The following is a 25,911-nucleotide window of genomic DNA, read 5'->3' on the forward strand; positions in this document are numbered from 1 at the left end:
ATGCCATGTACCGCGCGGGCCCCCTCAGGGGCAATTGCCTATTTGCGACGGGCGGCGCGGCTCAGGACTTGCGAAAGCTGTCGAGGCTGACCACTTGGGCGTCGCCCTTCTTGGGGGCGTCCTCCTCGGGCTCGGCCATTTCCTGCATCGGCGCCTCTTCGTCGTCTTCCTCCTCGCCGTCATCCTCCTGGTTCTCGAAGCGCAGACCGAATTCGACCGAGGGGTCGACGAAGGTGCGGATCGCATCGAAGGGGATATACAGCGGCTCGGGGCTGTCGCCGAAGTTGAGCGTGATCGAGAATCCCTCGTCGGTGACGGTGAGATTGTCGAACCAGTGCTGGATTACGATGGTCATCTCGCCCGGATAGCGATCGGACAGCCAATCGGCGATTTCCACGTCGGGATGCATGGTGTCGAAGGTGATGAAGAAGTGGTGCTTGCCCGGCAACCCCTCCGTGGAAATGCGGGTCAGCACCTCCTGGATCAGCCCGCGCATCGCCCGATGCATCAGGTTTCCATAGTCGATCGAACGGTTGGCAGGGCGGGTCACGTTGCGTCATCCTTTCGCGGTCGCGCCAAGCATAAGGGATTCGGGGGCGGATGAAAGGGGGCCGGAGATCACTGGGCCTGCGTCTCGCCCATCACCCGGACAAGTTCGCGCCGCAACTTGAGGCGGATCGCGCGCGGAAAGTCGCGATGCCCGCGCGCGGTGAGCACGAAGCCGTCGCGGGTGGCGATGTGACGCTTGTAGAATCCGGTGATCGCCTGACCGAGGCTTTCGATCGCAAGGCCGTTGATGGTGACATTCATCGCCTCGGCGCGGCGTCTGGCAATGCCGACATCGCCGCCATCGTTGGGCGTGCCGTCGCCCGATACGTCGATTACCCGGCGGTGGCAATCAGGCGCGCGCTTCATCAAGAGCAGCGCCGCGTGCAGCGCCTCGGCGGGGGCGGTGCCGCCCATGACGAAGGCACGCGGCGTGGTCCGGACCCGGTTGGCAAACCCTGAGAGCGCCGCGCGATCATGCGGTTGGGTCCAATCCATGACGACGACCTGCTGGCCCGCGTCGGACCATTGCAGCACCGCGAGGGCAACCCGTCCGACGATTACCGCCTCGATCACCACGGGGTCGGTCAAGGCGTCGGCCAGCCCGTCGATCTGCAACCGGTATTCGGCCTCGTCGACCGAGTTCGACACATCCATCGCCAGCACCAGCGCCGTATCGCAGGCCCGCGATATCGCGGGCAGGAGCGCGCAGGCGAGGGCGAGGAGCAAAAGCCGGGCCATGGCCCATGCTGCACCGGGGCGCACACGCAGAGCAAGATTCTTGTCCAGCGGTGAGCGGAAAGGGGGAAAGTGCAGGCTTCTGTTGCCAGGTGCCTGCGAACCCCGCCTTACGCTGCTAGGCGCAAGGGCTTAAGTTTCGGCAACCCGGACTGCTTAAGCAGCCAGAGCCATAGCCGGAGCACGGTTGTCGTTGGCAACTGTACAATTTTGGACCGATATCGGTGGTACCTCACCGAGACAAAGCCATCCTCTTTACACGTTCGTCGATCCTGTTTCGGCCCCATCTGCCCCCAACGAGGGATGTATGGTGGAGCCGCCGGGTACCGCCCCCGGGTCCGATCCGCTTATTACAGGCGCGTTTATGTCCATAGTTCCACAAGGGAACATCCTGAATATAGGCGCGGGATGGACGGATGAAAAGGGGGCCGCGCGACAAAGCGTGGCTCCCTCGGCTGCGAGGCAGGTCCGGATCAGAAGCCCGACTTGATCATCTCGAAGGTCTCTGCGTGCTGCTCGCGCAGCGCGTTCGAGATCGGCAGCTGCGCCAGCACCGGCACGTCGATCTTCTCAAGCCCCGAGGCGGTCAACGTCGCCTCGTCGATCTCGCCCAGCGCCGCTTCGTTCGCGGTGCCGAAACCCGCCTCCAAGAGAGGCATCGCGGCCTCGGGGGCCAGCATCGCGTTGACGTAGTCATAGGCCAGATCCTCGGACCCCGGCGCGTCCTTCATCTTCACATAGCCGCACAGCCAGAGCGACGAGCCCTCGCTCGCCTCGCGCTGAAAGCCGATCGGGCGGCCTTCCTCGACCATCGCGGGGAAGGTCTCGTTCCAGGCCCAGCTCACCAGAACCTCTCCGGTCGCCAGAAGCTGGCTCAGCTCGGCGGGGTCGGTCCAGTAGGTGCGCAGGTTCGGATGCACCTCGCGCAGCCAGTTGCTGGCGGCCTCGAACTCGGCCTCGCCGGCTTGGGTCCAGTCGGTGGTGCCGGTGGCGAGATACGCCAGCGCATAGGCATCGTCGACGTTGTCGGGCAGCGCCATGCGGCCCGCGTAGGCGGGGTTCTTGAACACCTCAAGCGTGGCCACGTCCTCGGCCGGAACCTCGTCGGGGTTGTAGGCAACGGCGGTGGAGCCGAAGTCGGTCGGCAGGAAATAGACTTCCTCGGTCTTGCCGCCGACCTGCTGGCCGGTGAGGTTCTGATCCAGATCGGCCCAGGCGTCGATCCGATCCGTGTCCCATGGCGCGATCAGGCCGCTTTCGGTCCACTTGGTGACCGAGCCCGCGCAGATATGGGTGATATCGGCGCGAAAGCCCGAACGCAGCTTCTGGAACGCCTCTTCCTCATCGCCGAAGAAGGAGAAGGTCGGCTCGCCATGCGCTTCGCCGTAGGCTGGATGGAACGACGGTTCCTCGAATCCCGGATAGTCGAGGACGGTGAGGCTGCCGTCCTGTGCCGCGGCGGCGGTGGCGAGGGCTGCGAGAGAGGCGGCACCGAAGAGACGAAGTCGGATCATGCAATGGCTCCAGTTGGTTGCGCGGCTCCCGCGCGGCAGGTGAAGCCTAGAAGCGGCCCCTTGCCGCATCAAGTCCCATGATGGCCGCGCGATTGCGCCGCCCTTCGGGACGTGCATTCATGCCCGCCAGACAGGTTGGCCCAAGGGAGGATGTCCATGTTCAAGGCGCTTTTGGTCGAGAAGGACGAGGCGGGGGCCACCCACGCCTCGGTGCAGGAACTGGGTGACGATCGGCTGCCCGAAGGCGAAGTCACCGTCGCGGTCGAATACTCGACGCTGAACTACAAGGACGGCCTGTGCATCGGGCCGGGTGGCGGGCTGGTGCGCAATTACCCGCATGTTCCAGGCATCGATTTTTCGGGCACCGTCGAGACCTCGGACGACGATCGCTACAAGCCCGGCGACAAGGTCGTGCTCACCGGCTGGCGCGTCGGCGAGGCGCATTGGGGCGGTTATGCCACCCGCGCGCGGGTCAAGGCCGATTGGCTGGTGCCGCTGCCTGAGGCGCTTTCGACGCGCGACGCGATGGCGGTGGGCACCGCCGGTCTCACGGCGATGCTCGCGGTGATGGCGCTCGAGGCGCATGGGCTGAAAACCGGGCAGGGGCCGGTGCTGGTCACCGGGGCCGCGGGCGGCGTGGGTTCGGTCGCCACAGCGATCCTCGCCTCGCTCGGCCACGAGGTCGCCGCCGTGACCGGTCGCCCCGAGACCGAGGATTACCTGCGCGATCTCGGCGCCGCCTCGATCGTGCCGCGCGCCGAACTCAACGAGACCACCAAGCGCCCGTTGGAGAGCGAGCGCTGGGCGGGCTGCGTCGATGCGGTGGGCGGCGCGATGCTGGCGCGGGTGCTGGGGCAGCTCAACTACGGCGCGTCTGTCGCCTCGGTGGGCCTCGCGGGGGGCACGGATCTGCCCGCCAAGGTGATCCCCTTTCTGCTGCGCGGCGTGAACCTTCTGGGCATCGACAGCGTCATGCAGCCCTATGACAACCGCATGAAGGCCTGGGAGCGGATCGCGCGTGACCTGCCGATGGACAAGCTGCGCGCGATGATCCGCCCCGCGCGTCTGGGCGATCTGCCCGAGCTTGGGGCCGAGATCCTGAACGGACAGGTGCGCGGCCGCGTCGTGGTCGACGTCGCGGGCTGACAGCCCGGAGGTTGAACCCGAGGAGCGCGGCCCCACGGGGTCGCGTTCCGTGCTACGATGTGACAGACGCACGTTTTCTTGACCTTGGCCCCTCGGGCCTAGGTTTTTGCGTGACATCAAGCATTGGGGGTGACGATGACGACGCCGGACATTGATCCAGACGCCGCGGACACGACGCGGCTCATAGACGAAACCGACTACGAGGTCGGTCAGGACAACATCCAGACGCAGATCGGGCCCTTCGGTCTCGACATCCACAACCCGGTCTTCTTGATCGCGGGTCTGGGGATCGTGGCCTTCGTGCTGGGCACGCTGATGGTGCCCGAAGCGGCGACCTCGCTGTTCCAGAGCGTGCGCGACTGGCTCACCGGCAACTTCTCGTGGTTCTTCATCCTGTCGGGCAACATCTTCGTGCTGTTCGGCATACTGCTGATCGTGACGCCCTTGGGATCGGTTCGGCTTGGTGGTGCGGCGGCACGTCCCGATTACGGCTATCTCGGCTGGTTCTCGATGCTCTTTGCCGCCGGCATGGGCATCGGCCTGATGTTCTACGGCGTCTCCGAGCCTCTGTCGCATTTCTCGAGCTCCTTCGCCGAAGGCGCGGGCGGACCCGAAAGCTGGGCGCCGCTGGCCGGTGCTGCGGGCGACGCCGAAGCCGCGCGCCGGCTCGGCATGGCCGCCACGATCTACCACTGGGGCCTGCACCCTTGGGCGATGTACGCGGTCGTGGCGCTGGCGCTGGGTCTGTTTTCCTACAACCAAGGCCTGCCCCTGACGATCCGTTCGGCCTTCTACCCGATCTTCGGTGAGCGGGTCTGGGGCTGGACCGGGCACATCATCGACATCGTGGCGGTTTTTGCCACGCTGTTCGGCCTTGCCACCTCGCTGGGCTTCGGCGCGGAGCAGGCGATTGCCGGCATGGACTTCCTGTTCGGCAGCGGTGTCGCGGAAGAGAGCACCCGCAGCGTTTTCGGCCTGTCCTACAACAATCCCGTGCTTGACGCGGCGGGCGAAGAGGTCGGCCGCTCGGGGGCGGGTCTCAAGATCCTGTTGATCGTCGGCATCACCGCCGTGGCGACCGTGTCGGTCATGGCCGGCCTCGACGGCGGCGTGAAGCGCGCCTCCGAGATCAACATGGTGCTGGCCTTCGGGCTTCTGGCCTTCGTGCTCTTCGTGGGCCCGACCGGCACGATCATCAGCACCTTCTTCACGGCGCTCTGGGCCTATGTCACCAACTTCCCGGCGCTGAGCCAGCCCTTCGGGCGCGAGGACGCGAACTTCTCCCAAGGCTGGACCGCGTTCTATTGGGCGTGGTGGATCAGCTGGTCCCCCTTCGTCGGCATGTTCATCGCCCGCGTCAGCCGCGGCCGCACGGTGCGTGAATTCATGATCGCCGTGCTGCTCGTGCCCTCGATGGTCTGCGTGCTGTGGATGAGCGTCTTCGGCGGCACCGCGATCACGCAGGTCGTGCAGGACAGCTTCATGGGGGCGGCGGAAGCGGCGCTTCCGGTGCAGCTCTTCGAGATGCTGAGCCAGCTGCCTCTGGCCACCATCACCTCGCTGATCGGCATCGTGCTGGTGATCGTGTTCTTCGTGACCTCCTCGGACTCCGGCAGCCTCGTGATCGACACCATCACCTCGGGCGGCAAGGTCGACGGCCCGCTGCCGCAGCGGGTGTTCTGGTGTATTTTCGAGGGCCTCGTGGCGATCGCGCTGCTCTTGGGTGGCGGTCTCGCCGCACTTCAGGCGATGGCGGTGGCGACGGGCTTTCCGTTTGCCTTCCTGCTTCTTGTCATGTGCGTGGCGATCTTCATCGCGCTCAGGAACGAGCGCAAGAACCCGACGCCGTGATGCGTCCTTGGGCGGTCTCCTTCGGAGGCCGCCCGCTTCGGCAAGGATATGCCGCACTGCGGCAAAAATTCGTGCCCACGGGCTTTTCGGCGGCCTGTCCGCCCTATGATATGACCCCATGATGCTTTTCCAGACATTCTCCGACTTCGGCCTTGGCTGGCTTCCGGCCTGGGCCGTGATCCTGATCGACATGGGGCTGGCCATCGCGCTGGCCGTGATCGTGCACGCCTGCCTCTACGCGGCCCTGCGCCGCTGGGCGCGCGGCAGCAAGATGTTCCGCCGCCACCTCGTGGAGCAGACGCGCGGGCCTGCGCGTCTGGCCATGATCTTCCTGTTCATCGCCCCTGCGGCCAGCGTCGCGCCGCTGTCGCCCTCGGACGAACAGCTCCTGCACCACATCGTTCTGGTGGGAACGATCCTGCTCATAGGCTGGGTCGCGCGCATCGTCCTCGATGTCTGGGCCAGGCTGCACCTGCGCCGCTTCACGCTCGATGCCGAAGACAATCTGATGGCGCGCAAGCACATCACCCAGACCAAGATATTCCTGCGCGTCTCCTCGGTGATGATCTCGCTCGTCGCCATCGCCACGGCGTTGATGACCTTCGAGGAGGTGCGCCAGTACGGCGTGTCGCTTCTGGCCTCGGCTGGGGCGGCGGGCATCGTCGCGGGCTTGGCATTGCAGCCAGTGCTCAAGAACCTCTTCGCAGGAATCCAGCTTGCCATGACGCAGCCCATCCGCATCGACGACGCGCTGATCGTCGAGGGCGAATGGGGCAACGTCGAGGAGATCACCTCGACCTATGTGGTGATCCGGATCTGGGACTGGCGGCGGATGATCGTGCCGCTGAGCTATTTCATCGAGCAGCCGTTCCAGAACTGGACCCGCGAAAGCTCCAAGCTCATCGGCACGGTGCTGATCTACCTCGACCATTCCGCGCCCATCGACCGGATCCGCGAGAAGGCCCGCGAGATCGCCGAAGGCAGCACGCTGTGGGACCGCGACGTGTTCAACCTCGCCGTCACCGATTTTCGCGAGCGGGTGATCGAGGTGCGGTTGCTGGTTTCGGCGCGCAACGCGCCGCGCGCCTTCGATCTGCGCTGCGAGATGCGCGAAAAGCTGGTGGCCTGGATACAGGCCGAAATCCCGCATGCGCTGCCGCGCACGCGCGAGGAGCTGACCGTTCAGACCGGGCATCCGGGCGTCGAGGCGCCACGTCGCGCTTGATCGGGCGGGTGGGGCGCTAACTCGGGGCTGAGACCGAACCAAGGAGAGCCCATGTCCGCCCCGATCCTGATCTGGCTGCGCCGCGACCTGCGGCTCGCCGACCATCCGCTGCTGAGCGAGGCCGTGCAGACCGGCGCGCCGCTGATCCCGGTCTTCGTGCATGACGAGCTGGTCGAGGGGCAGGGGGCGGCGCCGCGCTTCCGGCTCGGTCTTTCGGTCGAGAGCCTCGCGCGCGATCTCGAGGCCATCGGCGCGAAGCTTGTGCTTCGCCGGGGCCGGGCGCTCGATGTCCTGCGGGCGCTGGCGGCCGAGACCGGCGCGCGCGCCGTCTGGTGGAGCCGCGCCTACGACCCCGAGGCCCGCGCGCGCGACGGCGAGGTCATGGAGGGGCTGGACGCCGAGGGCCTTGAGACCCGCGATTTCACGGGCCACCTGCTGTTTGAACCCGAAAGTGTGGAGACCAAGACGGGGGGCTATTACAAGGTCTACACGCCCTACATGAAGTCGGTGCGCAGCCGAGACCCCGGAGAGACGCTGCCCGCGCCCACGCGACTGGCCGCGCCAGATCGCTGGCCCGAGAGCGAGGGTCTCGAAGGCTGGGACATGGGCCGCGACATGCACAGGGGCGGGGCGGTCGTGGCGAAGTACCTCACCGTGGGTGAGGCCGCGGCACGCGCGCGGCTCGATCGCTTCATCGCCGAGCGGATCGAGGATTACGGCCTCGCCCGCGACAGGCCCGACATCGATGGCACCTCGGGCCTGTCGGAAAACCTCACCTATGGCGAGATCTCGATCCGCACCTGTTACCGCGCTGCTCTTGCCGCGCGCGAGGCGGGGGCGAGCGGGGCCGAGACCTTCCTCAAGGAGCTGATCTGGCGCGAGTTCGCCTATCACCTGATGCACCACACACCGCGCCTGATCTCGCGCAACTGGCGCGCCGAGTGGGACCGGTTTCCGTGGTCCGAGGACGCAAGCAGCGCGGAGGTCACAGCCTGGACGCAGGGCCGCACCGGCATGCGGTTCGTCGATGCCGCGATGCGCGAGATGTATGCGACGGGGCGGATGCACAACCGGGCGCGGATGATCGTGGGCAGCTATCTCACCAAGCACCTGATGACGCATTGGCAGATCGGCCACGACTGGTTCGCCGACTGCCTCGTCGACTGGGATCCGGCCAACAACGCGCTGGGCTGGCAGTGGATCGCGGGTTCCGGCCCCGACGCCGCGCCCTATTTCCGGGTCTACAACCCCGAGAGCCAGCTGGGCAAGTTCGACCCCGAGGGGGCCTATGTCCGCGCCTGGATCGCCGAAGGGCAGGCCGCGCCGCCCGAGACCGCGCTCGATTTCCTGGCCGCCGCGCCGCGTCGCTGGGGGCTTTCGGCACAGATGGACTACCCCGAGCCGATCGTCGGCGCGGCCGAGGGGCGCGAGCGGGCGTTGGCCGCCTACAAGGCGCGCGATACCTAGGCTTTGGGCCTTTGGGCGCTCCGCCACGCGCCGCGTGACAACTTCGCAGCCTCGGGTAGTCTGAACCCTGCAGGACAGGGAGCGCGCGCATGACGATCCTGACGAGCACCGAGGGCCAGACGGATCTGCCGCGCTACTTTGCGCAGGTCTTCGCCATGACGCGCTCGATCAGGCACGGGCGGCTCGACATCGTGCTTCCCGACGGGCGACGGTTTCGCGCCCAAGGGGCCGAGCCGGGCTTTGCCGCCGAAATCGCGGTCCACGACCCCGATTGCTTTGCGCGGCTGATCCGCGAAGGGGATCTGGGGTTTTCGGAGGCCTATGTCGATGGCGCCTGGTCCTCGCCGGACCTGCTGGCGCTTCTCGATCTTGTCCATGACGAGGTCGAGGCGCTGTTTGACGGGTTTCCGGGCCGTGGCCTGCTGCGCGCCTTTGAACGCCTGCGCTTCTGGCTGCACGCCAACAGCCGCGCGCAGGCGCGGCGCAACATCAGTCATCACTACGATCTGGGCAACGCGTTCTACGCGCTCTGGCTCGACGAGACGATGACTTATTCCTCGGCGCTGTTCGACGGCGGCCAGCAAAGTCTCGAGGCGGCGCAGCGGCGCAAGTATGACAGCCTGCTCGACGAGATCGGGGCCAGACCCGGCGATCACCTGCTCGAGATCGGTTGCGGCTGGGGCGGGTTCGCCGAGCACGCGGCGCGAGAGCGCGGAGTGCGGGTGACGGGGCTGACCATCAGCCGCGCGCAGTTCGACCACGCGCAGGCGCGCATCGCCCGTGCCGGTCTCGGGGACCGGGTCGAACTGCGCCTGCAGGACTACCGCGACGAGCGTGGGGTCTATGACGGTGTCGCCAGCATCGAGATGTTCGAGGCGGTGGGCGAGGCCTATTGGCCAGTCTATTTCGACAGGCTGCACGACCGCCTCCGACCCGGTCGCCGCGCGACCTTGCAGGTCATCACCTTGCAGGATCACCGCTTCGCGCAATACCGCCGCGGCGTCGACTTCATCCAGAAACACATCTTTCCGGGCGGCATGCTGCCCAGCCCCGCGATCCTGCGCGGCCTGACCGAGGCGGCGGGCCTGCAGGTCGCACACTCCCTGACCTTCGGCGAAAGCTATTCGCGCACGCTGCGCCTGTGGCACGACCGCTTCAACGACCGCTGGGACGAGATCGCCGCGCTCGGCTTTGACGCAAGATTCAGACGCATGTGGAATTTCTACCTCTGCGCCTGCGCCAGCACCTTCCGCTCGGGCAATTGCGACGTTACCCAGTTCACCGTGACCCGCCCGGCCTGAACGATCCCGCCGCCCCCAAGGAGTGCCCCATGCCCACCGCCGCCAAGCTCGTCGGAGCCCTGCTTTTCGCGGCACTGGGATACGTTGCCACGCTTGTGGCCGTGCCGTTCCTGTCGGGGGTCTACATGGTGGCCTCCGCCCCCGTCATCAACGCGCTGATCGGGGCGATCACCGGCTGGTTCATCGCCGGGCCACGGGCCGGCGAAGGATGGCAGGGGGGGATCAGCAACGGCGTGACGGCGACCATCTCGGGGTTGTTGCTGGTGGGGCTGGTGCATGGCGTGATCTTCATGTGGCGCAGCTCGATGCGGGGCCGCTACCACGATCCGATGGATGCGCTGGAGGCGACGGCCGAGTTCTGGCTCACGGTGGCGGGGCGACTGGCGGTGCCGCAGATGATCGGTCTGCTACTGGTCGGCGGGGTCGTTATTGGGCTGGCGCTCGAATTCACGCGCGTGCGGGCGCACTGATGCAAAAGCTGTTTCTCGTCGGGCCTCTCGCGGCAGAGGGTGTCTTCGAGGCCGTCACCGGTCTCGTGGCCTCGCAGCGTCCCGCCCATTTCGCCGGTCATGCGCTGGTCGGGGCCCTTGACGCCGCGCCGGCCGTGGTCGCGCGGCAGGGGGCTACGGTGAAGGGACGTCTTGTTGCCCGCCCCGAAGGTACGGCGCGGGACCGGTTCGAGAGCTATGCCGCGGCGTTGGAGCTGACCGAGCACACCGTCGAGGTCACGCTGCCGGACGGCGACGTCGCCGCCGCCGCGCTCTGTGCCCCGATGCCGGACGGGGACGCGCCCGATTGGCACAGCGAGGATTGGCAGGACCGCTGGGCCGAGATCTGGCCGCTCATCGCCGCCGAGATCGCGGATCATGCGCCGCCCCTGTCGCCGGGCAGCTTTGCGCGGCAAAGGACGATGATGGCGGTGCGGGCAAGCGCGCGGCTGCGCGCGAAGCGAGATCCCGCGCCCGCCACGCTGCGCCGCGCGGCCAGGCCGGGCGATTTCGCATGGCGGGCGGACGCGCCGCTCTCGGGTGAGTTCTTCAAGCTGGCGGGGCTGCGGATAGAGCATCTGCGATTTGACGGCGGGCGTGCCGAGGCGCTGCCCCGCGAGGTGCTGGTCGGGGTCGATGCGACCCTCGTGCTGCCCTATGATCCCCGCCGCGACCGGGTGCTTCTGGTCGAGCAGTTCCGCACCGGGCCCGCCCGGCGCGGCGCGCCCAACCCATGGAGCCTCGAGCCTGTGGCGGGGATCGTCGATCCCGGTGAGACGCCCGAAGCCGCGGGCCTGCGCGAGGCGCGCGAGGAGGCGGGGCTGGCGCTCGATACGCTGATCCCGATCTTCAGCGGCTATCCCTCGCCGGGCTCGAACACCGACTACTTTCACTGCTACCTCGCGCTCACAGATCTGCCGGCCGAGGAAAGCTGGCGCGGCGGCCTCGCCGAAGAGCACGAGGACCTGCGGTTGCACGCGGTTTCGTTCTCGCGCGCCATGGATCTCGTCCAATCGGGCGAGATCGACGTGATCCCGGTACAGGGCATGCTCTATTGGCTTGCACATCATCGTGCGCGGCTGCGAGCCGACGCGGGGGTGTCTGACGCTTGAGTTCTGCGCCCGCGCTGCATATTGCTCAGGCAACACAGGAAAGGCCGCCAAATGGACATCAAATCCGATCTCGCCGCCGCCGTCGGCAACACCCCACTGATCCGGCTGCGCGCCGCCTCCGAGGCGACGGGATGCGAGATTTTGGGCAAGGCCGAGTTCCTGAACCCCGGCCAGTCGGTCAAGGATCGCGCGGCGCTGTGGATGATTCGTGACGCGATCGCGAAGGGCACGCTGAAGCCCGGCGGTACCATCGTCGAGGGCACCGCTGGCAACACAGGCATCGGTCTGGCGCTTGTGGGTGCCTCGATGGGCTTCAAGACCGTCATCGTGATCCCCGAGACGCAGAGCCAGGAAAAGAAAGACATGCTGCGGCTGGCCGGCGCCGAGCTGGTGCAGGTGCCCGCGGCCCCCTACCGCAACCCCAACAACTATGTGCGCTATTCGGGTCGCCTCGCCGAAGAGTTGGCACGCACCACGCCCGAAGGCGTGCTCTGGGCCAACCAGTTCGACAATATCGCCAACCGGCAGGCGCATATCGACGGCACCGGCCCCGAGATCTGGGAACAGACCAAGGGCAAGGTCGACGGCTTCATCTGCGCCGTCGGCACCGGCGGTACGCTGGCGGGCGTCGGCATGGCACTGCAGCCCAAGGGTGTGAAGATCGGTCTTGCCGATCCCGAAGGCGCGGCACTGCACAGCTTCTACACCACGGGTGAGCTGAAATCCGAGGGCGACTCGATCACCGAAGGCATCGGGCAGGGCCGGATCACCGCCAACCTCGAAGGCTTCACGCCTGACTTCAGCTACAAGATCCCCGACGCCGAGGCGCTGCCGATCGTGTTCGACCTGCTGCAGCACGAGGGCCTTTGCCTCGGTGGCTCCTCGGGCATCAACATCGCGGGTGCGATGCGCATGGCGCGCGATCTGGGGCCGGGCCATACCATCGTGACGGTGCTGTGCGACTATGGCACGCGCTACCAGTCCAAGCTGTTCAACCCCGACTTCCTCAAGTCCAAGGGGCTGCCGACGCCGGACTGGCTCGATCAGGGCCCGTCCTCCATCCCGGGCGTCTTCGAGGACGCATGAGCGCCCGCATCCCGGCGGCCCGCAAGGGATCGCGCTTCGCCGGTCGGCTGATGCTGACCATCTGGCTTGCTCTTGGGGCCGGCCCCGTTCTGGCGCAAGGTATCTCGCCCGCGCCGGGCGGGTTGTTCGACGCGCCAGAGGCCGAGCCTGCAACGCCGCCCGAAGCCGTCCCGTCGGACGCCCCGGCCGCCAGCGTCGATGAGGCGCTGAGCGTCGAGGCGACGGACGAGGCTTCCCAAGGGGACGCTGCGGAGGGGGATGTGCCAGAGGGCGGGGCGGAAGGCCAAGCGGCCGAACCCGACATCCTGACCCCCGTCACCGCCTATACCTCGGGCAGCACCAGCTTGCCGGGCACCGGGCCATTGTCGGCGGTGCTGGCCGAAAGCGGCGTGAACTGGGAGAGCTGGGAGCGCACGGCGGCGCGCAGCGAAGCCATTTCCGAGCGCGGACAGGGCTCCGATTTTGCGCTGCAGCGGCTGCGCGAGGATCTCGTGGTCTGGCGCGACAGGTTCCAGCAGGCGCGCAGCGCCAACAGCGGGCGCATCGGCACCGTCGAGGCGCAGCTCACCGCGCTGGGGGTCGCGCCCGAAGCCGGGGCCGAGGACGAATCCCTCGCTGCGCGCCGCGCGGCACTCACCGATCAATTGATGCGGCTGCGCGCGCCCGTGCGTCTGGCCGACGAAGCCTATGCCCATGCCGACGGGCTGATCCGCGAGATCGACCGGCTGATCCGCGAACGGCGGGGCAGGGCGCTGGGCGATCGCGGCGTCTCGCCGCTCAACCCCGGTCTGTGGCCTGCGGCTTTGGTCGTGGTGTTCGAGCGAGCCGAGGCGCTGCGTGCCGAGCTTTGGGCCGGCTGGACCTCTTCGTCGCGCCGCGACGCGCTGCGCGGGGTTCTGGCCGAGGTGCTGCTTTTGGGGCTGATCGGTGGGCTGCTGATGCGGGCGGGCCTCTGGGCCCGGCATCTACGCCGCCGCATTCTCGTCGCCGACAGGCGCGGATCGCGTGCCATGGGGTTCGGCGTGTCGCTGGGACAGGTGGCGCTGCCCTTTGCGGGGCTGGTGCTGATCGCGCGCGCGCTCGACCTCGCGGGGATGAACGGGCCGCGGGCGGGCGCTCTGCTGGCAGCGTTGCCGATGGCCGGGCTCGCCGTGCTGCTGGCGCGCTGGATGGCGGGGCAGTTCTTTGGCCCCGAGGCGGCGCAGCCGATCGCGGGCATCGCCGTCGCGCGCCAGACCCGCGCGCGACGACAGCTGATGATGCTTGGCTGGGCCATCGCTCTGGCGCAGGTGTCACAGGCCTTGATTGCCACGGCGGATGCCCCTGAAGGGGCCGAGGCCGCGCTTTATCTGCCGCTGCAGCTGCTGATGGCGATCCCGCTGTTCCTGCTGGGCCGTACGCTTGCGGGTGTGGCGCATGACGGTGCGCCCGCCACGGCGGTCTCGACCCCGCAGCCAGAGGCCGCGCGGCGCGACACCACCGGTTTCCGACAGGGGCTGCTCTCCGTTTTGGGCAAGGTGGCGATGGCCGTGGCGCTGGTGGCCCCCTTGCTGTCAATCCTAGGCTATGCGGCGCTGTCGGATGCGCTGCTGATCCCGGCGATCAAGACCATGATGCTGATCGGCGTTCTGGTGCTGTTGCAGCGGCTGGTGTTCGATTTGTGGACCGTGGCGACAGGCTCCGAGGATGTGGCGCGCGACGCGCTGGTGCCGGTGCTGATCGGGCTGTTCCTGATTCTCGCCGCTGTCCCGGTGCTGGCTCTGATCTGGGGCGCGCGCTCCGAGGATCTGGCCGAGGTCTGGACCCGCTTCCGAGAAGGCTATTCCTTTGGCGAGACCCGCCTGCAGCCGACCGACCTCATGTGGCTTCTGGTGGTCTTCGTGATCGGCTACGCGCTGACGCGGCTGATCCAGCGGGCGTTGCGCTCGGTGGTGCTGCCGCGCACCAAGCTCGACCTCGGCGGCCAGAACGCCGTCGCGGTGGGCTTTGGCTACGTCGGCATCACCACCGCGGCGATCCTCGCCATCACCACAGCCGGGCTGGATCTGTCGAACCTCGCCATCGTCGCCGGTGCGCTCTCGGTCGGCATCGGTTTCGGCCTGCAGAACATCGTGTCGAACTTCGTGTCGGGGATCATCCTGCTGATCGAGCGCCCTATCGGCGAGGGCGATTGGATCGAGGTGGGCGGGCAGTCGGGCTATGTGCGCGACATCTCGGTGCGCTCGACCCGGATCGAGACCTTCGACCGCACCGATGTCATCGTGCCCAACGCCGATCTGGTCTCGAACCAGGTGACGAACTGGACGCGCGGCAACTCGGTGGGCCGGGTCATCGTGCCCGTGGGCGTGGCCTTCGGAAGCGATCTGGTAAAGGTGCAGGAGATCCTCATGGAGGTCGCCGAAGACCACCCGCTGGTTCTGGCCAACCCGGCACCGGCGGTGCTGTTCCGCTCCTTCGGCCCCTCGAGCCTCGAGTTCGAGATCCGCGCGATCCTGCGCGACATCAACTTCCTCGTCGCGGTGCAGTCCGAGATGAACCTCGACATCGCGCGGCGTTTCAAGGCTGCGGGGATCGAGATCCCCTTCCCGCAGCAGGATCTGTGGCTCAAGAACCCCGAGACATTGCGCTCGGACGCGAGCTGAGGCGGCGCTACTCCGCCGCTTCCTGCCGGGGTCCGTTGTCGCGCGTCTCGGTCTCGGGCTCTGGCAGACCCTCTCGTGACAGCAGGATCGCGAGAGGGCGCAGCGCCGGTATCTCGGAGCAGACGATCATCGCGGCCACGGTGATCGGCACCGACAGGAACATCCCCGGAATGCCCCAGACCGCCCCCCAGAAGGCGAGGCTGATGATGATGCCGAAGCTAGACAGCCGAAGCGCGCGACCCATCATCATCGGATCGAGCACGTTGCCGTTGATGAACTGGATCGTGCCGGTGATCGCGAAGATCGCCCCGGTCGCGGCCGGATCTCCCAGCTGCACATAGGCCACCAGCGCTACCAGCGCCGTGGCGACAATCGAGCCGATGTTGGGGATATAGTTCAGAATGAAGGTGAGGATGCCCAAGGGCACCGCCAGCTCGAGCCCGAACAGCCCCGCCAGCGCCCAGACCATGACCCCGGTCATCAGCGACACCAGCGTCTTGACTGCGAGATAGCGGTTCACCCGCCGGATGATCGAACCGATGATCCGGCCCACGCGGTCGGCCTGCACCGGGTCGCCCACGAAGTTCACCAGCTTTGTCGAGAACCAGACCCGCTCGGCAAAGAGAAAGCCGACGAAGAGGATCACCAGCACCGTGCCCTGCATCAGGTTGCCGGCCTGGCTCGCGAGCGTGCGGATATAGCCGCCCAGCTCGACCGTGCGCAGCGAGTTGAGCACCGCCGCTTCGGTGTTCTGTCCCAGCCACGAGAACAGCGCCGCGATCGCCTCGGGCGCCTGGTCGGCATAGCTCAGCGTCGTGATCAGCACGGTGTTGATCTGCGCCAGAACGATCGAGGTGAGCGTCAGCAGCGTGGCGGCGATGGCCACGACCGCGGCGACCGAGGCCAGCCAGTTCGGGATCGCCAGCGGCCCGATGCGGGCGCGGGCGATGAAGTTGATCGCATCGCTCATAAGCGAGAAGATGACGATGGCTGTCACGAGAGAGATCAGCAAAAACCGCGCCTGCACCAGCAGAAACAGCACCACCGCAAAGGCGATGATGATGAGCGCGACGTCCTGCACCCGGTGCGGATCGCGGGGCGAAAGATGCGATCTCGAGCGATCGGATCGCAGAGTCTGGCGGGGCGGTTCGTTGATCAACTTGGAGGTCTCGCGTGATGTTGCCACCTTACTATGCGGGAGCGGCGGGCCGGTAGCAATCAACGCGCGATATTGCGCCCCGTCGGCCCTTGCAATGCTCTTCCGGCTTAGCTACTGAGCCCGCAACGGAGCGGTGGCCGAGTGGTCGAAGGCGCACGCCTGGAAAGTGTGTAGGCGGGGAACCGTCTCGAGGGTTCGAATCCCTCTCGCTCCGCCAAGACCTCATTTCCTGCCACATAGTCTGGTAGCGATCAGGTCATATTTCTTGATCACGCCGTAATTGAATCGCGCCGCAACACATGGGCGCGCTGCTTCCGGTCGCGATTTATTGCTAACTACTATCGCGCGGGGCAATGAATCGCAGCAGACGACATTACCATTTCACTTGCCCTATGCTCCCGACCCCAAGTGTATAGTCTCGCAAACAAGTGTTGCGATATCCGGCTTTGATATGAAGGCGGTTCTCGCCAGGTTCCCGATGGCAGCGCCCGAACGGCAGCGGCAGTTCGTCGAGAAAACCGAGGTAGTGAAAAGAGTATAGGGCCGCTCACCCGGTGATATGGAAACAGCCCGACAACGATGCAGATGTTATGCAAGCACCCTCCGATCGCCGACCCGTCGAAGGGGGCATCAGACCCCCGCTCGGAGGTGCTGAGCGCCAAGGAAGGGGGCCATCATCTTCGCCCCTAGGCGGCATTCTCTGCCGTCTAAGGGCGACTGCCTTTATGCGCTGCAGCCCGCCATCTCGGAATTGAGGCGCTCCGCCCCGAATGGGCTCTTTTTCATCGCCCGTCTCCTCACGTGGAAAACAGGCGCATGTCAAAGCGCAGTCATTTCAGGGCGAACAGTTCACCGAACAGGTCCACGTAGAGACGTGCGACGTGGCCATGGGATCAAACACCTAGTACAGCCCCTCGATTTCGAGCGGCAATTGACGCACTTCGCGCTGGGTCAACAGGGACTTTGGCAGGGGCGTGACATCTGCGGCCTGCAGCTTGTCGTAGCGTTGCTCCGCCGCCTCGCGGATGTCGCCGCGGTCGCGAAGGATCGTTGGGCGCAGGAACACGAACAAGGTGCGCGTGGTCTTTTGCGCGTTGCGCGATTTGAACAGGTTGCCGATCACCGGGACATCGCCGAGGCCGGGCACCTTGGCATCCTGTGACTGGCGGTCATCGGTGATGAGACCGCCCAGAACGACGGTGCCGCGGTCGTCGGCCAGAACGGTGGTGTTGATGACCCGGCGGTTGGTGATGAGATCGGCGGCCCCTTCGACATTGGCGTTCACAAGGCTCGACACCTCCTGTTCGATCATCAGCTGCACCACGTTGCCGGCGGTGATGCGCGGCACCACGTTCATGGTGATGCCCACGTCGCGGCGCTCGATCGTGGTGAAGGGCGTGGCGGTGTTGCCGTCGGTGGCGAAGCTGCCGGTGCGGAACGGTACGTTCTGGCCGACCACGATGGTCGCCGGCTCGTTATCGAGCGTGGTGACGCTCGGCGTAGACAAGAGCCGCGCCCGGCTCGACTGCGCCAGAGCCTGCACCAGCGCGCCGAAATCGTTGTTTCCCGCGCCGACGGTCAACCCCGTCGACAGCGCGACCGAGCTGGTGGCCCCGAGGGCGGCTAGCACGCCTTGCAGCGACACGCCGCCATTGCCGAACGAGGTCGCGGCAATTCGGCCCGGCGGTGCGGCGTTGCCAAAACCGAGCTGCACGCCGAGCCTCTCGGCCACATCGCCCGACACCTCGACAATCGCGGCTTCGATCATCACCTGCGGGCGGCGCACGTCGAGCGCATGGATCAGCCGGCCGACCTCGGCGAGCTGTGCCGCCGTGCCGCGAACGATGACCGAATTGGTCTCGACAGAGGCTTGTATAGCGACCGCGGTGGGGGTGGCGGGCGTGGCACGATCGAGTGCCACGAAGCCCTCGCCATCGTCCCCGCCGACAGCTGCGCCCTGATCGATGGCGACGGGGTTGCTCAGCTCGACCGCGTCACCAAGGGTGCCGCGAAGGATCTCGGCCACGACGGCAGCATCGCCGAACTGCATGCGGAACACCTGCGTCGAGATGGTTGCCTGCGGACTTTGCCGTTGTGCCACATCCATGGAGCGGGCCAAGTCGCGAATCTCGAGGATGTCGTCGGGGCTGCCGCGTACCAAAAGCTGGTTGGTTGAGGCGTTGACCGACAACCGCGCGCCGGTGCCCGCTTCGCCCAGCACTTCGACGATCGCGGCACCGACGGCGACCGCATCGGCATTTGCAAAACGGATCACCTCGGCGCGGACGTTCTCGTCACTGTCGAAGGCGCGAGCGATGGCGGAGATGCGGTCCACATTGGCGCGAGTGTCGGTGATCAGCACGGCGTTGGGATCGGCGATCGCCTCGATATACCCCGACTCTGCGATCAGCGGAGCCAGCACCCGCACCGCTTCGGCCGAGGGCAAGCGGGCAAGGCGGAGCATCGTCGTCACGAAATCCTGGCTGCCCGCCTCGGCGTTGGTCGTCGAGCCGCTGATCGTGCGGGCCCGAGCCTCGGGCACCACCTGCCACGCCGTGCCCGATTGCACGGCAACATAACCGCGGACCTGAAGGATCGATTGGAACAGCGCCCAAACGCCGTCCTCGTCGAGCGGTTCGGCCGAAACGACGCTGACGTCGCCCGCAAGATTGGGATCGAGCACGAGCGTCCGGCCCGTGATCTCGGACACCTGCTCTGCCAGTACAGAGATCTCGGCGCCGCGCAGGTTGATGACAAAGGTGTCTTGCGCTTGGGCCGGCAAGGCAAGCGGCAAGCACAGCAGGACACCCAGGGCCGATCGCAGGAAAGGGCTTTTCATCGAAGCGGGAACGACATGCTGATGAGACGCCCGTCGCGCTCGATCTCGATCTGCGCGAGGCCCGAGGCCGCCACCTCGTCATAAAGGCGTCGATCGCTATCGACGTCTCCGACTGTCTGTCCATTCACGCGTGTCACCAGATCCCCTGCCAGCAGGCCCGCGCGGCCTACGCCGCTGTCGTGGTCATCCGCCACCCTATACCCCTTGTCGGTCGGGATCAGCCCAATGCTATCGAGAACCTCCGCGGGGTTCTGTCTGATGCGTTCGCGCCACATGTCGATATAGTCCTGTGGAGTCTCCAAGCCGCGGTCAGCTTGATCGTTCTCGGGCGCATCCGCCGTCTCCGCCCCGGCGGTCTGCGCCGCCACGAGAGCCTGCAACCGCCCGAGCCCCTCGGATGGCTGCTCGAAAGCCGGTTCTGTTGCATCCTCGCCACCGGGAAAAGACAGCGTCTGCAATTCGCCCGCGACCTCGAGCACGACATGGCGAGCCGCGACCTCGATCAGCTTCGCCGCTCCGGCCACTTCATCGCCGAGACGGTAGCCTTCGTTGGTGCCATTGGTGCCGATGAAGGCCATCGACCTGGCCGGATCGCCGCGCAGGACCACCCCGTGCAGCACCAGATCGAGCGTCGTTTCCCCGACCGGGCCGGCGGGCTCGGAGGGCGGGGCCGTCACGCTGCCGAACGGTGCAAGTGCCAGCACCGGGCCGAGATCGGCGGGGGCAGCCTCCACAGTCGCCTGGGCAGGCGCCGCTCCGACGGGCCGGGCGGGCAGGGCTTCGGAATGCCCGGCCAGATGCCACAGTACCGGCGGCGCGGTGACCGCCGTTCCAAGCAGCACTGCAAGCGTCGCGAGCGACCGCACCGGCAGGGGGAAATGTGTGAGCGAAATGGTCATCATGTCAGCCTACCCGTCGCGTGCCGTATCAATATAGCCCGTCAGCCTCACATTCGCGCCATCCGCCTTCGCCGGGGCCACGCGGACCTCGATCCGGTCAAGCGCGATATCCGGGGTGGGAGTGGCCTCAACCGTCACACGCCACGCGCGGCCGAACATTTCGACCTCTTCTTGAGCATGGGCCTCGTCGATTTCGGGCAGCCCGAGCCGCCACGCGGTCAGCCGCTCCTCGGCGACCCATCGTGCGACGGTGCGGTCGGTCAGATCGCCGATCCGGGCGCTGTGGCCCTCGGTCGCTCCGAGGAGCGACACGGCCCCCACCGCGAGCACGGCCATCGCGATCAGCGCCTCGATCATCGAGAAGCCTGCCTGCGGGTCGCGGCGGCTCATGGGGCGGGCTCGCGCCGTGCCGAGACACCGTCCCAGACCAACCGCTCGGCCCCGGCGGGCGCGCCTTCACCGACGCTCAGCACCAGCGGCGTTCCCTGCGCGGGCAAGAGCTGCGCGGTGACCATGAACACGCCTTCGCGCGCCTCTTCCCGGCGCAACCGGATCGCATCCGGAAGCGCGTGCGGCGTGCCAAGGATCTCGACCTCGTGGGGGGCCCAGCCCTCCGGGGTCCAGCTCAGAAACCGGTAACCGTTCTGGCTCCAGGCAAAGGCTACCGGCGCCCCGGCCAGAAGCGCTTCGTCCGAGGCGCGCTCCATTCGGGCGCGCAGCAGCGCCAACTCCGAATCCAGCGTCGCCTCGCTGCGTCCCGGTCCGAGGTTGAGCCCGACCGCGCCCGCGACCGTGGCGATCAGCACCAGCACCACCAGCACCTCGACAAGCGTAAGCCCTGCGTCTCCGTCGCGGAGCGGTGCGGCGCGTGTCAATTCTCGACCATCGCCTGCCCATGGATGATATCGGCATCCGCCCCGTCGCCGCCGGGCTGCGCATCCGCCCCTAGCGAGATCAGGTCAAAGCCGCCGTTGTCGCCGGGAGATCGATAGGTATAGGCGTTGCCCCAAGGGTCGACCGGCACTGCGCCGAGATAGCCGCCCGCCGCCCAGTTGGGGGGCTGCGGCGGCGCGACGGGTTCGCGGACAAGGGCGTCGAGGCCCTGTGCGCTGGTAGGGTAGGTGCGGTTGTCGAGGCGATAGAGCTCAAGCGCCGAGCCAATGGCGCGGATGTCGGTTCGGGCCACGGCGACCCGCGCCTCATCGGGGCGACCGATCACGTTGGGCACGATCATCGCGGCCACGAGGGCGATGATCACCAGCACCACCATCATTTCGATCAAAGTGACGCCGGCGTCGGGGGATCGAGTCGCGAGAGACCGGGTTTCGGGCATATGGCGCGCGCGGCGCGCCATGGCTCCGATAAAGAGCTGGCGGATCATGAAACCTTTGCCTCTTGGGGGACGTATATGTAGTAAGTCTACACCAGTGGCGAGGTCTTGGAAAAGGCAAAAGCTCGTGAAAAATCAGGCGGTTCCAAGGGAAAAAGCGGCTCCTGAGCCGGGGCGCGACGCGTTGTCCGGCGACCCCCAACCACTTGTGACGCCCTTTCCCCGCTCCGGCCCATCCTCGGCGCCGCTGTCCGAGCGTTGCACGGCGGCCGCAGCTCGGCTGCGCCGTCCGGCACCTGTCCTGATCGGATCAGAGGTCGTGACAGCGCTACGAGTGGATTTGCCCGATGCCCCGGCGCGGCAGCGTCGGGCGCTTCTGACCTTTGCGGTCGAGGAACGCCTCGCCATGCCGATCGAGACGCTGGTAGTGTTGCCGGGCCCATTGTCCGGCGCACCCAAGAGCAGCGCTCTGGCACTGGTGGTCGACCGTGTCGCCCTCGCGACCGTCGAAGCCACCGCACCGCTGGGGGCGGCGATCCTGCCCGATTTTCTGGCCATTCCGCGCCCCGATGCAGCGGCGGGCGGTCCGAGTTGGGCGGTCTGGCGCGACGGCGCGCGCTGTGTGGTGCGCGTCTCCGACGGCACCGGTTTCGCGGTGGCGACCGAGATGCTGCCACTTGTCTGGCGGCGGGGCGGCCAGCCGCCAATGACCAGCCTCGGGGCGGCGCTGCCGTCCAGCCTGACGGCTACCGACCTGTCGCAGACACCGCCGCCGCCGGACCCCGCCGATCTGGCCTTCAGCTTCTCGAGCCGTTCGCGGGGCGAGGCGACACAGGCGTTGCGTCGCAGGAGCCTCGTGGCCGCGGGCATCCTGGCGCTGGGGCTGGCTTTGCAGTTGGGGCTGGCGGGGGTCGATGCCGCCGCGCTGAGCCGGATCGCGCAGATCGAGCGGCGTGCCGCCGAGGCGGCGTTGGAGCAGGTCCTTCCCGGTGTCGCCATTCCGGCCGACCCGACGCCGATCCTCGCCCGGCTTGTCTCGAACGTGGCCCAAACCGAGCGGGGCGACCTGTTGCCACTGCTGTCGGAAGTGTTCGAGGCCCTGATCGCGGCGGATGAGACGGTGTCGTTTCGCCGGATGTCATGGGGCAAGGCCGATGGGGAATTGATCGTGCAAGTGCAGGCGTTGGGGCTGGAGGATCTGCAGCGTGTGCAGCGGGCGCTGCAGTCTGGCGGGTTCACCGTGACCAGCGGTGCTGCGAATGCGGGCGACGGGATGGCCGAGGTCGAGATGCGCATCCTGAGAGGGTCGGCGGGATGAGCGCGCTGTCGAGGCTTAACCCGCGTGAACGAATGCTGCTGTTCGTGGTCCTGCCGGTGGCTCTGATTCTGGCGCTGATCTGGTTCGTCTGGCTGCCCCTGAACGAGCATCGCCGCTCGCTCGGTGCCGAGATCGCCAACTATCGTCTGGTCGAGGCCAGCGCACGGGCCGCCGCCGCCCGGCCTGCAACTCAGCGCCCTGAACTATCGCAAGACCGTGCGCCGCTCGCGGCGCGGGTCACCCGAAGCGCGGAGGCGGCGGGGCTGCTGCTGCGGCGGCTCGAGCCGGACGGCGGGCTGCTGAGGGTCACCATCGACGAGGCGGCCTTTGACGCGGTGATCCTGTGGATCTCGGATCTCGAAACCGATGAAGCGGTCGGCGTCGTCGCGATCGAGGCCGAGCGGCGGACCGAGCCGGGGGTGGTGTCGCTGCGCCTGACGCTGGAGGAGATGGGATGACCGATACGACGAATGCTACACCGACCGTCACCATGGCTGACCCGTCCTCCGGGCCGGCGGAAAGCGCGCTGCCCCGGCTGGGCTATGGCTTTGCCAATGCGGGCGGGGTGATCTTGATGCGCGACCCCGACGGGCGGGCGGTCTGCCGTCACCGCCCCGAGGCGAGCCTCGAGTCGATGATCGAGGCGCAGCGCGTGGCGGGCCGTCTGGTCGCTTTCGAGGAGATTGCGCCCGCAGCCTTTGAGGAAGAGCTAGGCCGCATCTACCGCGACAGCTCGTCGGAGGCGGCGCAGGTCGCGGCGGATGCCGATGGCGATCTCGCCCTTCTGGCTGACAGCGCAGCCTCGGTCGACGACCTGCTCGATCAGAAGGACGACGCTCCGGTGGTGCGCCTGATCAACGCGCTGCTGCTCGAAGCGGTGAAGGAAGGCGCCTCGGATGTGCATATCGAAACCGAGGAGCGCCGTCTCGTGGTGCGCTTTCGCATCGACGGCGTGCTGCGTGAGGTGATCTCGCCCAAGCGGGCGTTGGCTTCGCTTTTGGTGAGCCGGATCAAGGTCATGGGCAAGCTCGACATCGCCGAGAAGCGGATGCCGCAGGACGGTCGGGTATCGCTGCGGGTCGGCGGCTACGATCTCGACGTGCGGGTTTCGACCATTCCCTCGCAGTTCGGCGAAAGGGTGGTGCTGCGCCTGCTCGACCGGGGGCAAACGCTGCTCGGGCTCGATCACCTCGGGCTGTCGCCGCGCGACCTCGAGACGTTCAAGAGGATGCTGGGCCGCCCCGACGGGCTGGTTCTTGTCACTGGACCCACCGGCTCGGGCAAGACGACCTCGCTCTACGCAGCCCTCGATCTGCTCAACGATCGCCAGCGCAACATCATGACGGTCGAGGACCCGATCGAATACACGATGGACGGCGTCGGGCAGATGCAGGTCAACGCGCGCACCGAACTGAGCTTTGCACGCGGGCTGCGCGCGATCCTGCGACAGGACCCCGACGTCATCATGATCGGCGAGATCCGCGACCGCGAAACCGCCCAGATCGCGGTGGAATCGGCGATGACCGGCCACCTTGTGCTGTCGACACTGCACACCAACACCGCCATCGGCGCGGTCTCTCGCCTCGTCGAGATGGGGGTAGAGCGGTTCTTGCTGGCGCCGATGCTGCGTGGGCTGGTGGCGCAGCGGCTGGTGCGGCGGATCTGCCCGGACTGCGCCGCGCCGCATACGCTGACCGATACCGAGAGCGGACTGCTCAACGGGCTCTTGCCACCGGGCGCGCCGGTGTCGCGCGGCGTGGGCTGTTCGCAGTGTCACGGCAGCGGCTATCGCGGGCGGCTGCCAATCTACGAGATCATCGAGATCGACGGCGCGTTGGAGCGACTGGTGCACGAGGGCGCGTCCGAGGCACAGCTCACGGCAGCGGCACGCAAGCGCGGGCCGGGGCTGCTTCAGGACGGCGTCGAAAAGCTGCGCGCCGGGCTGACCACGGTCGAGGAGGTCGCGCGAGCGGTCCGCGAAGACACGACGTTGCCGGAGATCGCCTGACATGGCGGCTTTCGCCTATCGCGCCGTCGACGCGAAGGGCCGCACCGCCAAGGGCATCGTCGAGGCGTCGAGCTCGGCCGCCGCGCGGCAGGCGCTGCGCGCGCAAAAGCTGTTGCCGGTCTCGGTCGAGCCGACGGCGGCGCGGCGGGGGCCGGGGGCGGGCGCGGTACGGCAGGGGCGCGGCGGCATCGGGCTGCGCACGCTGACGCTCGTGACCCGCCAGCTCGCCACGCTGATCGGTTCGGGCATCCGGGTCGAGGACGCGCTGCGCACCGTGGCGGCGCAGGCGGAATCGACCCGCGCCTCGTCGCTGCTGCTGAACCTGCGGGCCGCCGTGCTCGATGGCCGAAGTTTTGCCGCAGCGTTGGGAGATTACCCACAGGTTTTCGGGGATTTCTACCGCGCCTCGGTGGCGGCGGGCGAAAGCTCGGGGCAGTTGGGGCAGGTGATGGAGCACCTGTCGGGTTTCGTCGAAACCCGTGCCAAGAATCGTCAGACGGTGCAACTTGCCCTGCTGTATCCCGCGATCCTTGCGGTGGTCTCGCTGGCCGTGATCGTGGCGCTCTTGACCTTCGTGGTGCCGGATATCGTGCGGGTCTTCACCTCGCGCGGGGCAGAATTGCCGTTTCTCACCCGAACGCTGATAGGACTGAGCGATCTCATCAACGACTGGGGCCTCGTCATGGCTGCGCTGATGGGGGGTGTGGCGGGGGGCGCGGCGCTTGCGATCAGACGGCCTGCCGTGCGGATGCGCTGGCACCGCCTGCTTGCCACCGCGCCGGTCACCCGGCGCTTCGCGCTCAAATCCAATGCGGCGCAGTTCGCGGGCACGCTTGCCACCCTGACGGTGAGCCGGGTGCCCCTGATCGAGGCGCTGGGGGCGGCGGCACAGACCGTGCCCAACCTGTATATCCGCAAGCGGGTGGAGATCGTCTCCACCCGGGTCCGCGAGGGCGTGGCGCTGTCGACCGCCCTGACCGAGGCGGGGGTGTTCCCGCCCATGATGATCGCCATGGTCGCCAGCGGTGAGGCGGGCGGCGTACTGGGCCAGACCCTGACCCGCGCCGCCGAGGACCAGTCGCGCGATCTCAATGCGCTGGTCGCGGCCCTCGTGGCGCTGGTCGAGCCCGCGGTCCTGCTGATCATGGGGGGGATCGTGATGCTGCTGGTGCTGTCGATCCTGCTGCCGATCGTCAACCTCAACAGCCTCGTGGTCTGACGCCGATCTTTTGGGGCGGCCCG

22 protein-coding genes, 1 tRNA gene, 1 other RNA gene and 1 pseudogene are annotated in these 25,911 nt (G+C 67.3%); 15 read left to right on the forward strand and 10 right to left on the reverse strand.

Going from position 1 to position 25,911, the window contains the following annotated elements; translation table 11 throughout:
• Window positions 1-61 precede the first annotated feature (61 nt).
• The 4 genes from AADJ02_RS07235 to AADJ02_RS07250 all read right to left on the reverse strand — a co-directional run bounded on the left by AADJ02_RS07235 (window position 62) and on the right by AADJ02_RS07250 (window position 2,798).
• Window positions 62-508, reverse strand: a complete 447-nt coding sequence (locus AADJ02_RS07235; protein ID WP_341212468.1) for a ClpXP protease specificity-enhancing factor SspB — start codon at window positions 506-508, stop codon at window positions 62-64.
• A gap of 110 nt (window positions 509-618) precedes the next feature.
• Window positions 619-1,287, reverse strand: coding sequence for a DUF1194 domain-containing protein (locus tag AADJ02_RS07240; protein ID WP_341212325.1), 669 nt, complete (start codon window positions 1,285-1,287; stop codon window positions 619-621).
• Between the two features lie 68 nt (window positions 1,288-1,355).
• Window positions 1,356-1,711: a transfer-messenger RNA gene (gene ssrA / locus AADJ02_RS07245) on the reverse strand.
• Between the two features lie 46 nt (window positions 1,712-1,757).
• On the reverse strand, window positions 1,758-2,798 hold the full coding sequence (locus AADJ02_RS07250) for a polyamine ABC transporter substrate-binding protein (protein ID WP_341212326.1): 1,041 nt from the start codon (window positions 2,796-2,798) through the stop codon (window positions 1,758-1,760).
• Between the two features lie 156 nt (window positions 2,799-2,954).
• On the opposite strand from AADJ02_RS07250, the gene acuI reads away from it, so the two are divergent.
• The 9 genes from acuI (at window position 2,955) to AADJ02_RS07295 (ending at window position 15,116) form a co-directional block, all read left to right on the forward strand.
• The gene (acuI, locus tag AADJ02_RS07255) at window positions 2,955-3,944 is read left to right on the forward strand and encodes an acryloyl-CoA reductase (protein ID WP_341212327.1); all 990 of its coding nucleotides are present in this window, start codon (window positions 2,955-2,957) and stop codon (window positions 3,942-3,944) included.
• A gap of 135 nt (window positions 3,945-4,079) precedes the next feature.
• Window positions 4,080-5,795, forward strand: a complete 1,716-nt coding sequence (locus AADJ02_RS07260) for a BCCT family transporter (protein WP_341212328.1) — start codon at window positions 4,080-4,082, stop codon at window positions 5,793-5,795.
• 118 nt (window positions 5,796-5,913) lie between these two features.
• Window positions 5,914-7,020 carry a mechanosensitive ion channel family protein gene (locus AADJ02_RS07265; RefSeq protein WP_341212329.1) on the forward strand — a complete coding sequence of 369 codons (1,107 nt, stop codon included), beginning with the start codon at window positions 5,914-5,916 and terminating at the stop codon, window positions 7,018-7,020.
• Between the two features lie 51 nt (window positions 7,021-7,071).
• Complete coding sequence (locus AADJ02_RS07270; protein WP_341212330.1) at window positions 7,072-8,487, forward strand: deoxyribodipyrimidine photo-lyase; 1,416 nt, start codon at window positions 7,072-7,074, stop codon at window positions 8,485-8,487.
• A gap of 89 nt (window positions 8,488-8,576) precedes the next feature.
• Window positions 8,577-9,788 carry a cyclopropane-fatty-acyl-phospholipid synthase family protein gene (locus tag AADJ02_RS07275; RefSeq protein WP_341212331.1) on the forward strand — a complete coding sequence of 404 codons (1,212 nt, stop codon included), beginning with the start codon at window positions 8,577-8,579 and terminating at the stop codon, window positions 9,786-9,788.
• Between the two features lie 29 nt (window positions 9,789-9,817).
• A complete protein-coding gene (locus tag AADJ02_RS07280; protein WP_341212332.1) occupies window positions 9,818-10,258 on the forward strand; it encodes a TrgA family protein in 441 nt (146 codons plus the stop codon).
• On the forward strand, window positions 10,258-11,388 hold the full coding sequence (locus tag AADJ02_RS07285; protein WP_341212333.1) for an NUDIX domain-containing protein: 1,131 nt from the start codon (window positions 10,258-10,260) through the stop codon (window positions 11,386-11,388). The genes AADJ02_RS07280 and AADJ02_RS07285 overlap by 1 nt, the downstream gene beginning before the upstream one ends.
• A 51-nt stretch (window positions 11,389-11,439) precedes the next feature.
• Window positions 11,440-12,474 (forward strand): cysteine synthase A, encoded by a 1,035-nt coding sequence (locus AADJ02_RS07290; RefSeq protein WP_341212334.1) that lies wholly within the window; start codon window positions 11,440-11,442, stop codon window positions 12,472-12,474.
• On the forward strand, window positions 12,471-15,116 hold the full coding sequence (locus tag AADJ02_RS07295) for a DUF3772 domain-containing protein (protein ID WP_341212335.1): 2,646 nt from the start codon (window positions 12,471-12,473) through the stop codon (window positions 15,114-15,116). The genes AADJ02_RS07290 and AADJ02_RS07295 overlap by 4 nt, the downstream gene beginning before the upstream one ends.
• A 7-nt stretch (window positions 15,117-15,123) precedes the next feature.
• On the opposite strand, the gene AADJ02_RS07300 is transcribed toward AADJ02_RS07295, so the two are convergent.
• Window positions 15,124-16,248, reverse strand: coding sequence for an AI-2E family transporter (locus AADJ02_RS07300; protein ID WP_341212469.1), 1,125 nt, complete (start codon window positions 16,246-16,248; stop codon window positions 15,124-15,126).
• Window positions 16,249-16,402: 154 nt separating this feature from the next.
• Here AADJ02_RS07300 and AADJ02_RS07305 point away from each other — a divergent pair.
• Both AADJ02_RS07305 and AADJ02_RS07310 read left to right on the forward strand, forming a co-directional pair.
• A tRNA-Ser gene (locus tag AADJ02_RS07305) sits at window positions 16,403-16,492 on the forward strand.
• A gap of 416 nt (window positions 16,493-16,908) precedes the next feature.
• Window positions 16,909-17,038: pseudogene (locus tag AADJ02_RS07310) on the forward strand (IS481 family transposase); the annotation flags it as partial.
• A 138-nt stretch (window positions 17,039-17,176) separates the two neighbouring features.
• Here the strand turns inward: AADJ02_RS07310 and gspD are convergent.
• From gspD to gspG, 5 genes are read right to left on the reverse strand one after another with little or no spacing between them, the layout of a single operon-like run.
• Window positions 17,177-19,114, reverse strand: a complete 1,938-nt coding sequence (gene gspD / locus AADJ02_RS07315) for a type II secretion system secretin GspD (RefSeq protein WP_341212336.1) — start codon at window positions 19,112-19,114, stop codon at window positions 17,177-17,179.
• The gene (locus AADJ02_RS07320; RefSeq protein ID WP_341212337.1) at window positions 19,111-20,013 is read right to left on the reverse strand and encodes a type II secretion system protein N; all 903 of its coding nucleotides are present in this window, start codon (window positions 20,011-20,013) and stop codon (window positions 19,111-19,113) included. The genes gspD and AADJ02_RS07320 overlap by 4 nt, the downstream gene beginning before the upstream one ends.
• Before the next feature lie 9 nt (window positions 20,014-20,022).
• Complete coding sequence (gene gspI, locus AADJ02_RS07325; protein ID WP_341212338.1) at window positions 20,023-20,403, reverse strand: type II secretion system minor pseudopilin GspI; 381 nt, start codon at window positions 20,401-20,403, stop codon at window positions 20,023-20,025.
• Window positions 20,400-20,888 (reverse strand): prepilin-type N-terminal cleavage/methylation domain-containing protein, encoded by a 489-nt coding sequence (locus AADJ02_RS07330; RefSeq protein ID WP_341212339.1) that lies wholly within the window; start codon window positions 20,886-20,888, stop codon window positions 20,400-20,402. Before AADJ02_RS07330 ends, gspI begins: the two co-directional genes overlap by 4 nt.
• The gene (gspG, locus tag AADJ02_RS07335) at window positions 20,885-21,346 is read right to left on the reverse strand and encodes a type II secretion system major pseudopilin GspG (protein ID WP_341212470.1); all 462 of its coding nucleotides are present in this window, start codon (window positions 21,344-21,346) and stop codon (window positions 20,885-20,887) included. The genes AADJ02_RS07330 and gspG overlap by 4 nt, the downstream gene beginning before the upstream one ends.
• Before the next feature lie 46 nt (window positions 21,347-21,392).
• Here gspG and gspL point away from each other — a divergent pair, with 46 nt between their 5' ends.
• The 4 genes from gspL to AADJ02_RS07355 are packed head-to-tail and all read left to right on the forward strand — an operon-like array spanning window position 21,393 to window position 25,888.
• Window positions 21,393-22,661 carry a type II secretion system protein GspL gene (gspL, locus tag AADJ02_RS07340; RefSeq protein WP_341212340.1) on the forward strand — a complete coding sequence of 423 codons (1,269 nt, stop codon included), beginning with the start codon at window positions 21,393-21,395 and terminating at the stop codon, window positions 22,659-22,661.
• On the forward strand, window positions 22,658-23,119 hold the full coding sequence (gene gspM / locus AADJ02_RS07345; protein WP_341212341.1) for a type II secretion system protein GspM: 462 nt from the start codon (window positions 22,658-22,660) through the stop codon (window positions 23,117-23,119). The genes gspL and gspM overlap by 4 nt, the downstream gene beginning before the upstream one ends.
• Complete coding sequence (locus tag AADJ02_RS07350) at window positions 23,116-24,669, forward strand: ATPase, T2SS/T4P/T4SS family (protein WP_341212342.1); 1,554 nt, start codon at window positions 23,116-23,118, stop codon at window positions 24,667-24,669. The genes gspM and AADJ02_RS07350 overlap by 4 nt, the downstream gene beginning before the upstream one ends.
• 1 nt (window position 24,670) lies before the next feature.
• The gene (locus AADJ02_RS07355; protein WP_341212343.1) at window positions 24,671-25,888 is read left to right on the forward strand and encodes a type II secretion system F family protein; all 1,218 of its coding nucleotides are present in this window, start codon (window positions 24,671-24,673) and stop codon (window positions 25,886-25,888) included.
• Window positions 25,889-25,911 lie beyond the last annotated feature (23 nt).

This window comes from uncultured Limimaricola sp., from assembly GCF_964022235.1.
Taxonomy (GTDB): Bacteria; Pseudomonadota; Alphaproteobacteria; order Rhodobacterales; family Rhodobacteraceae; genus Limimaricola.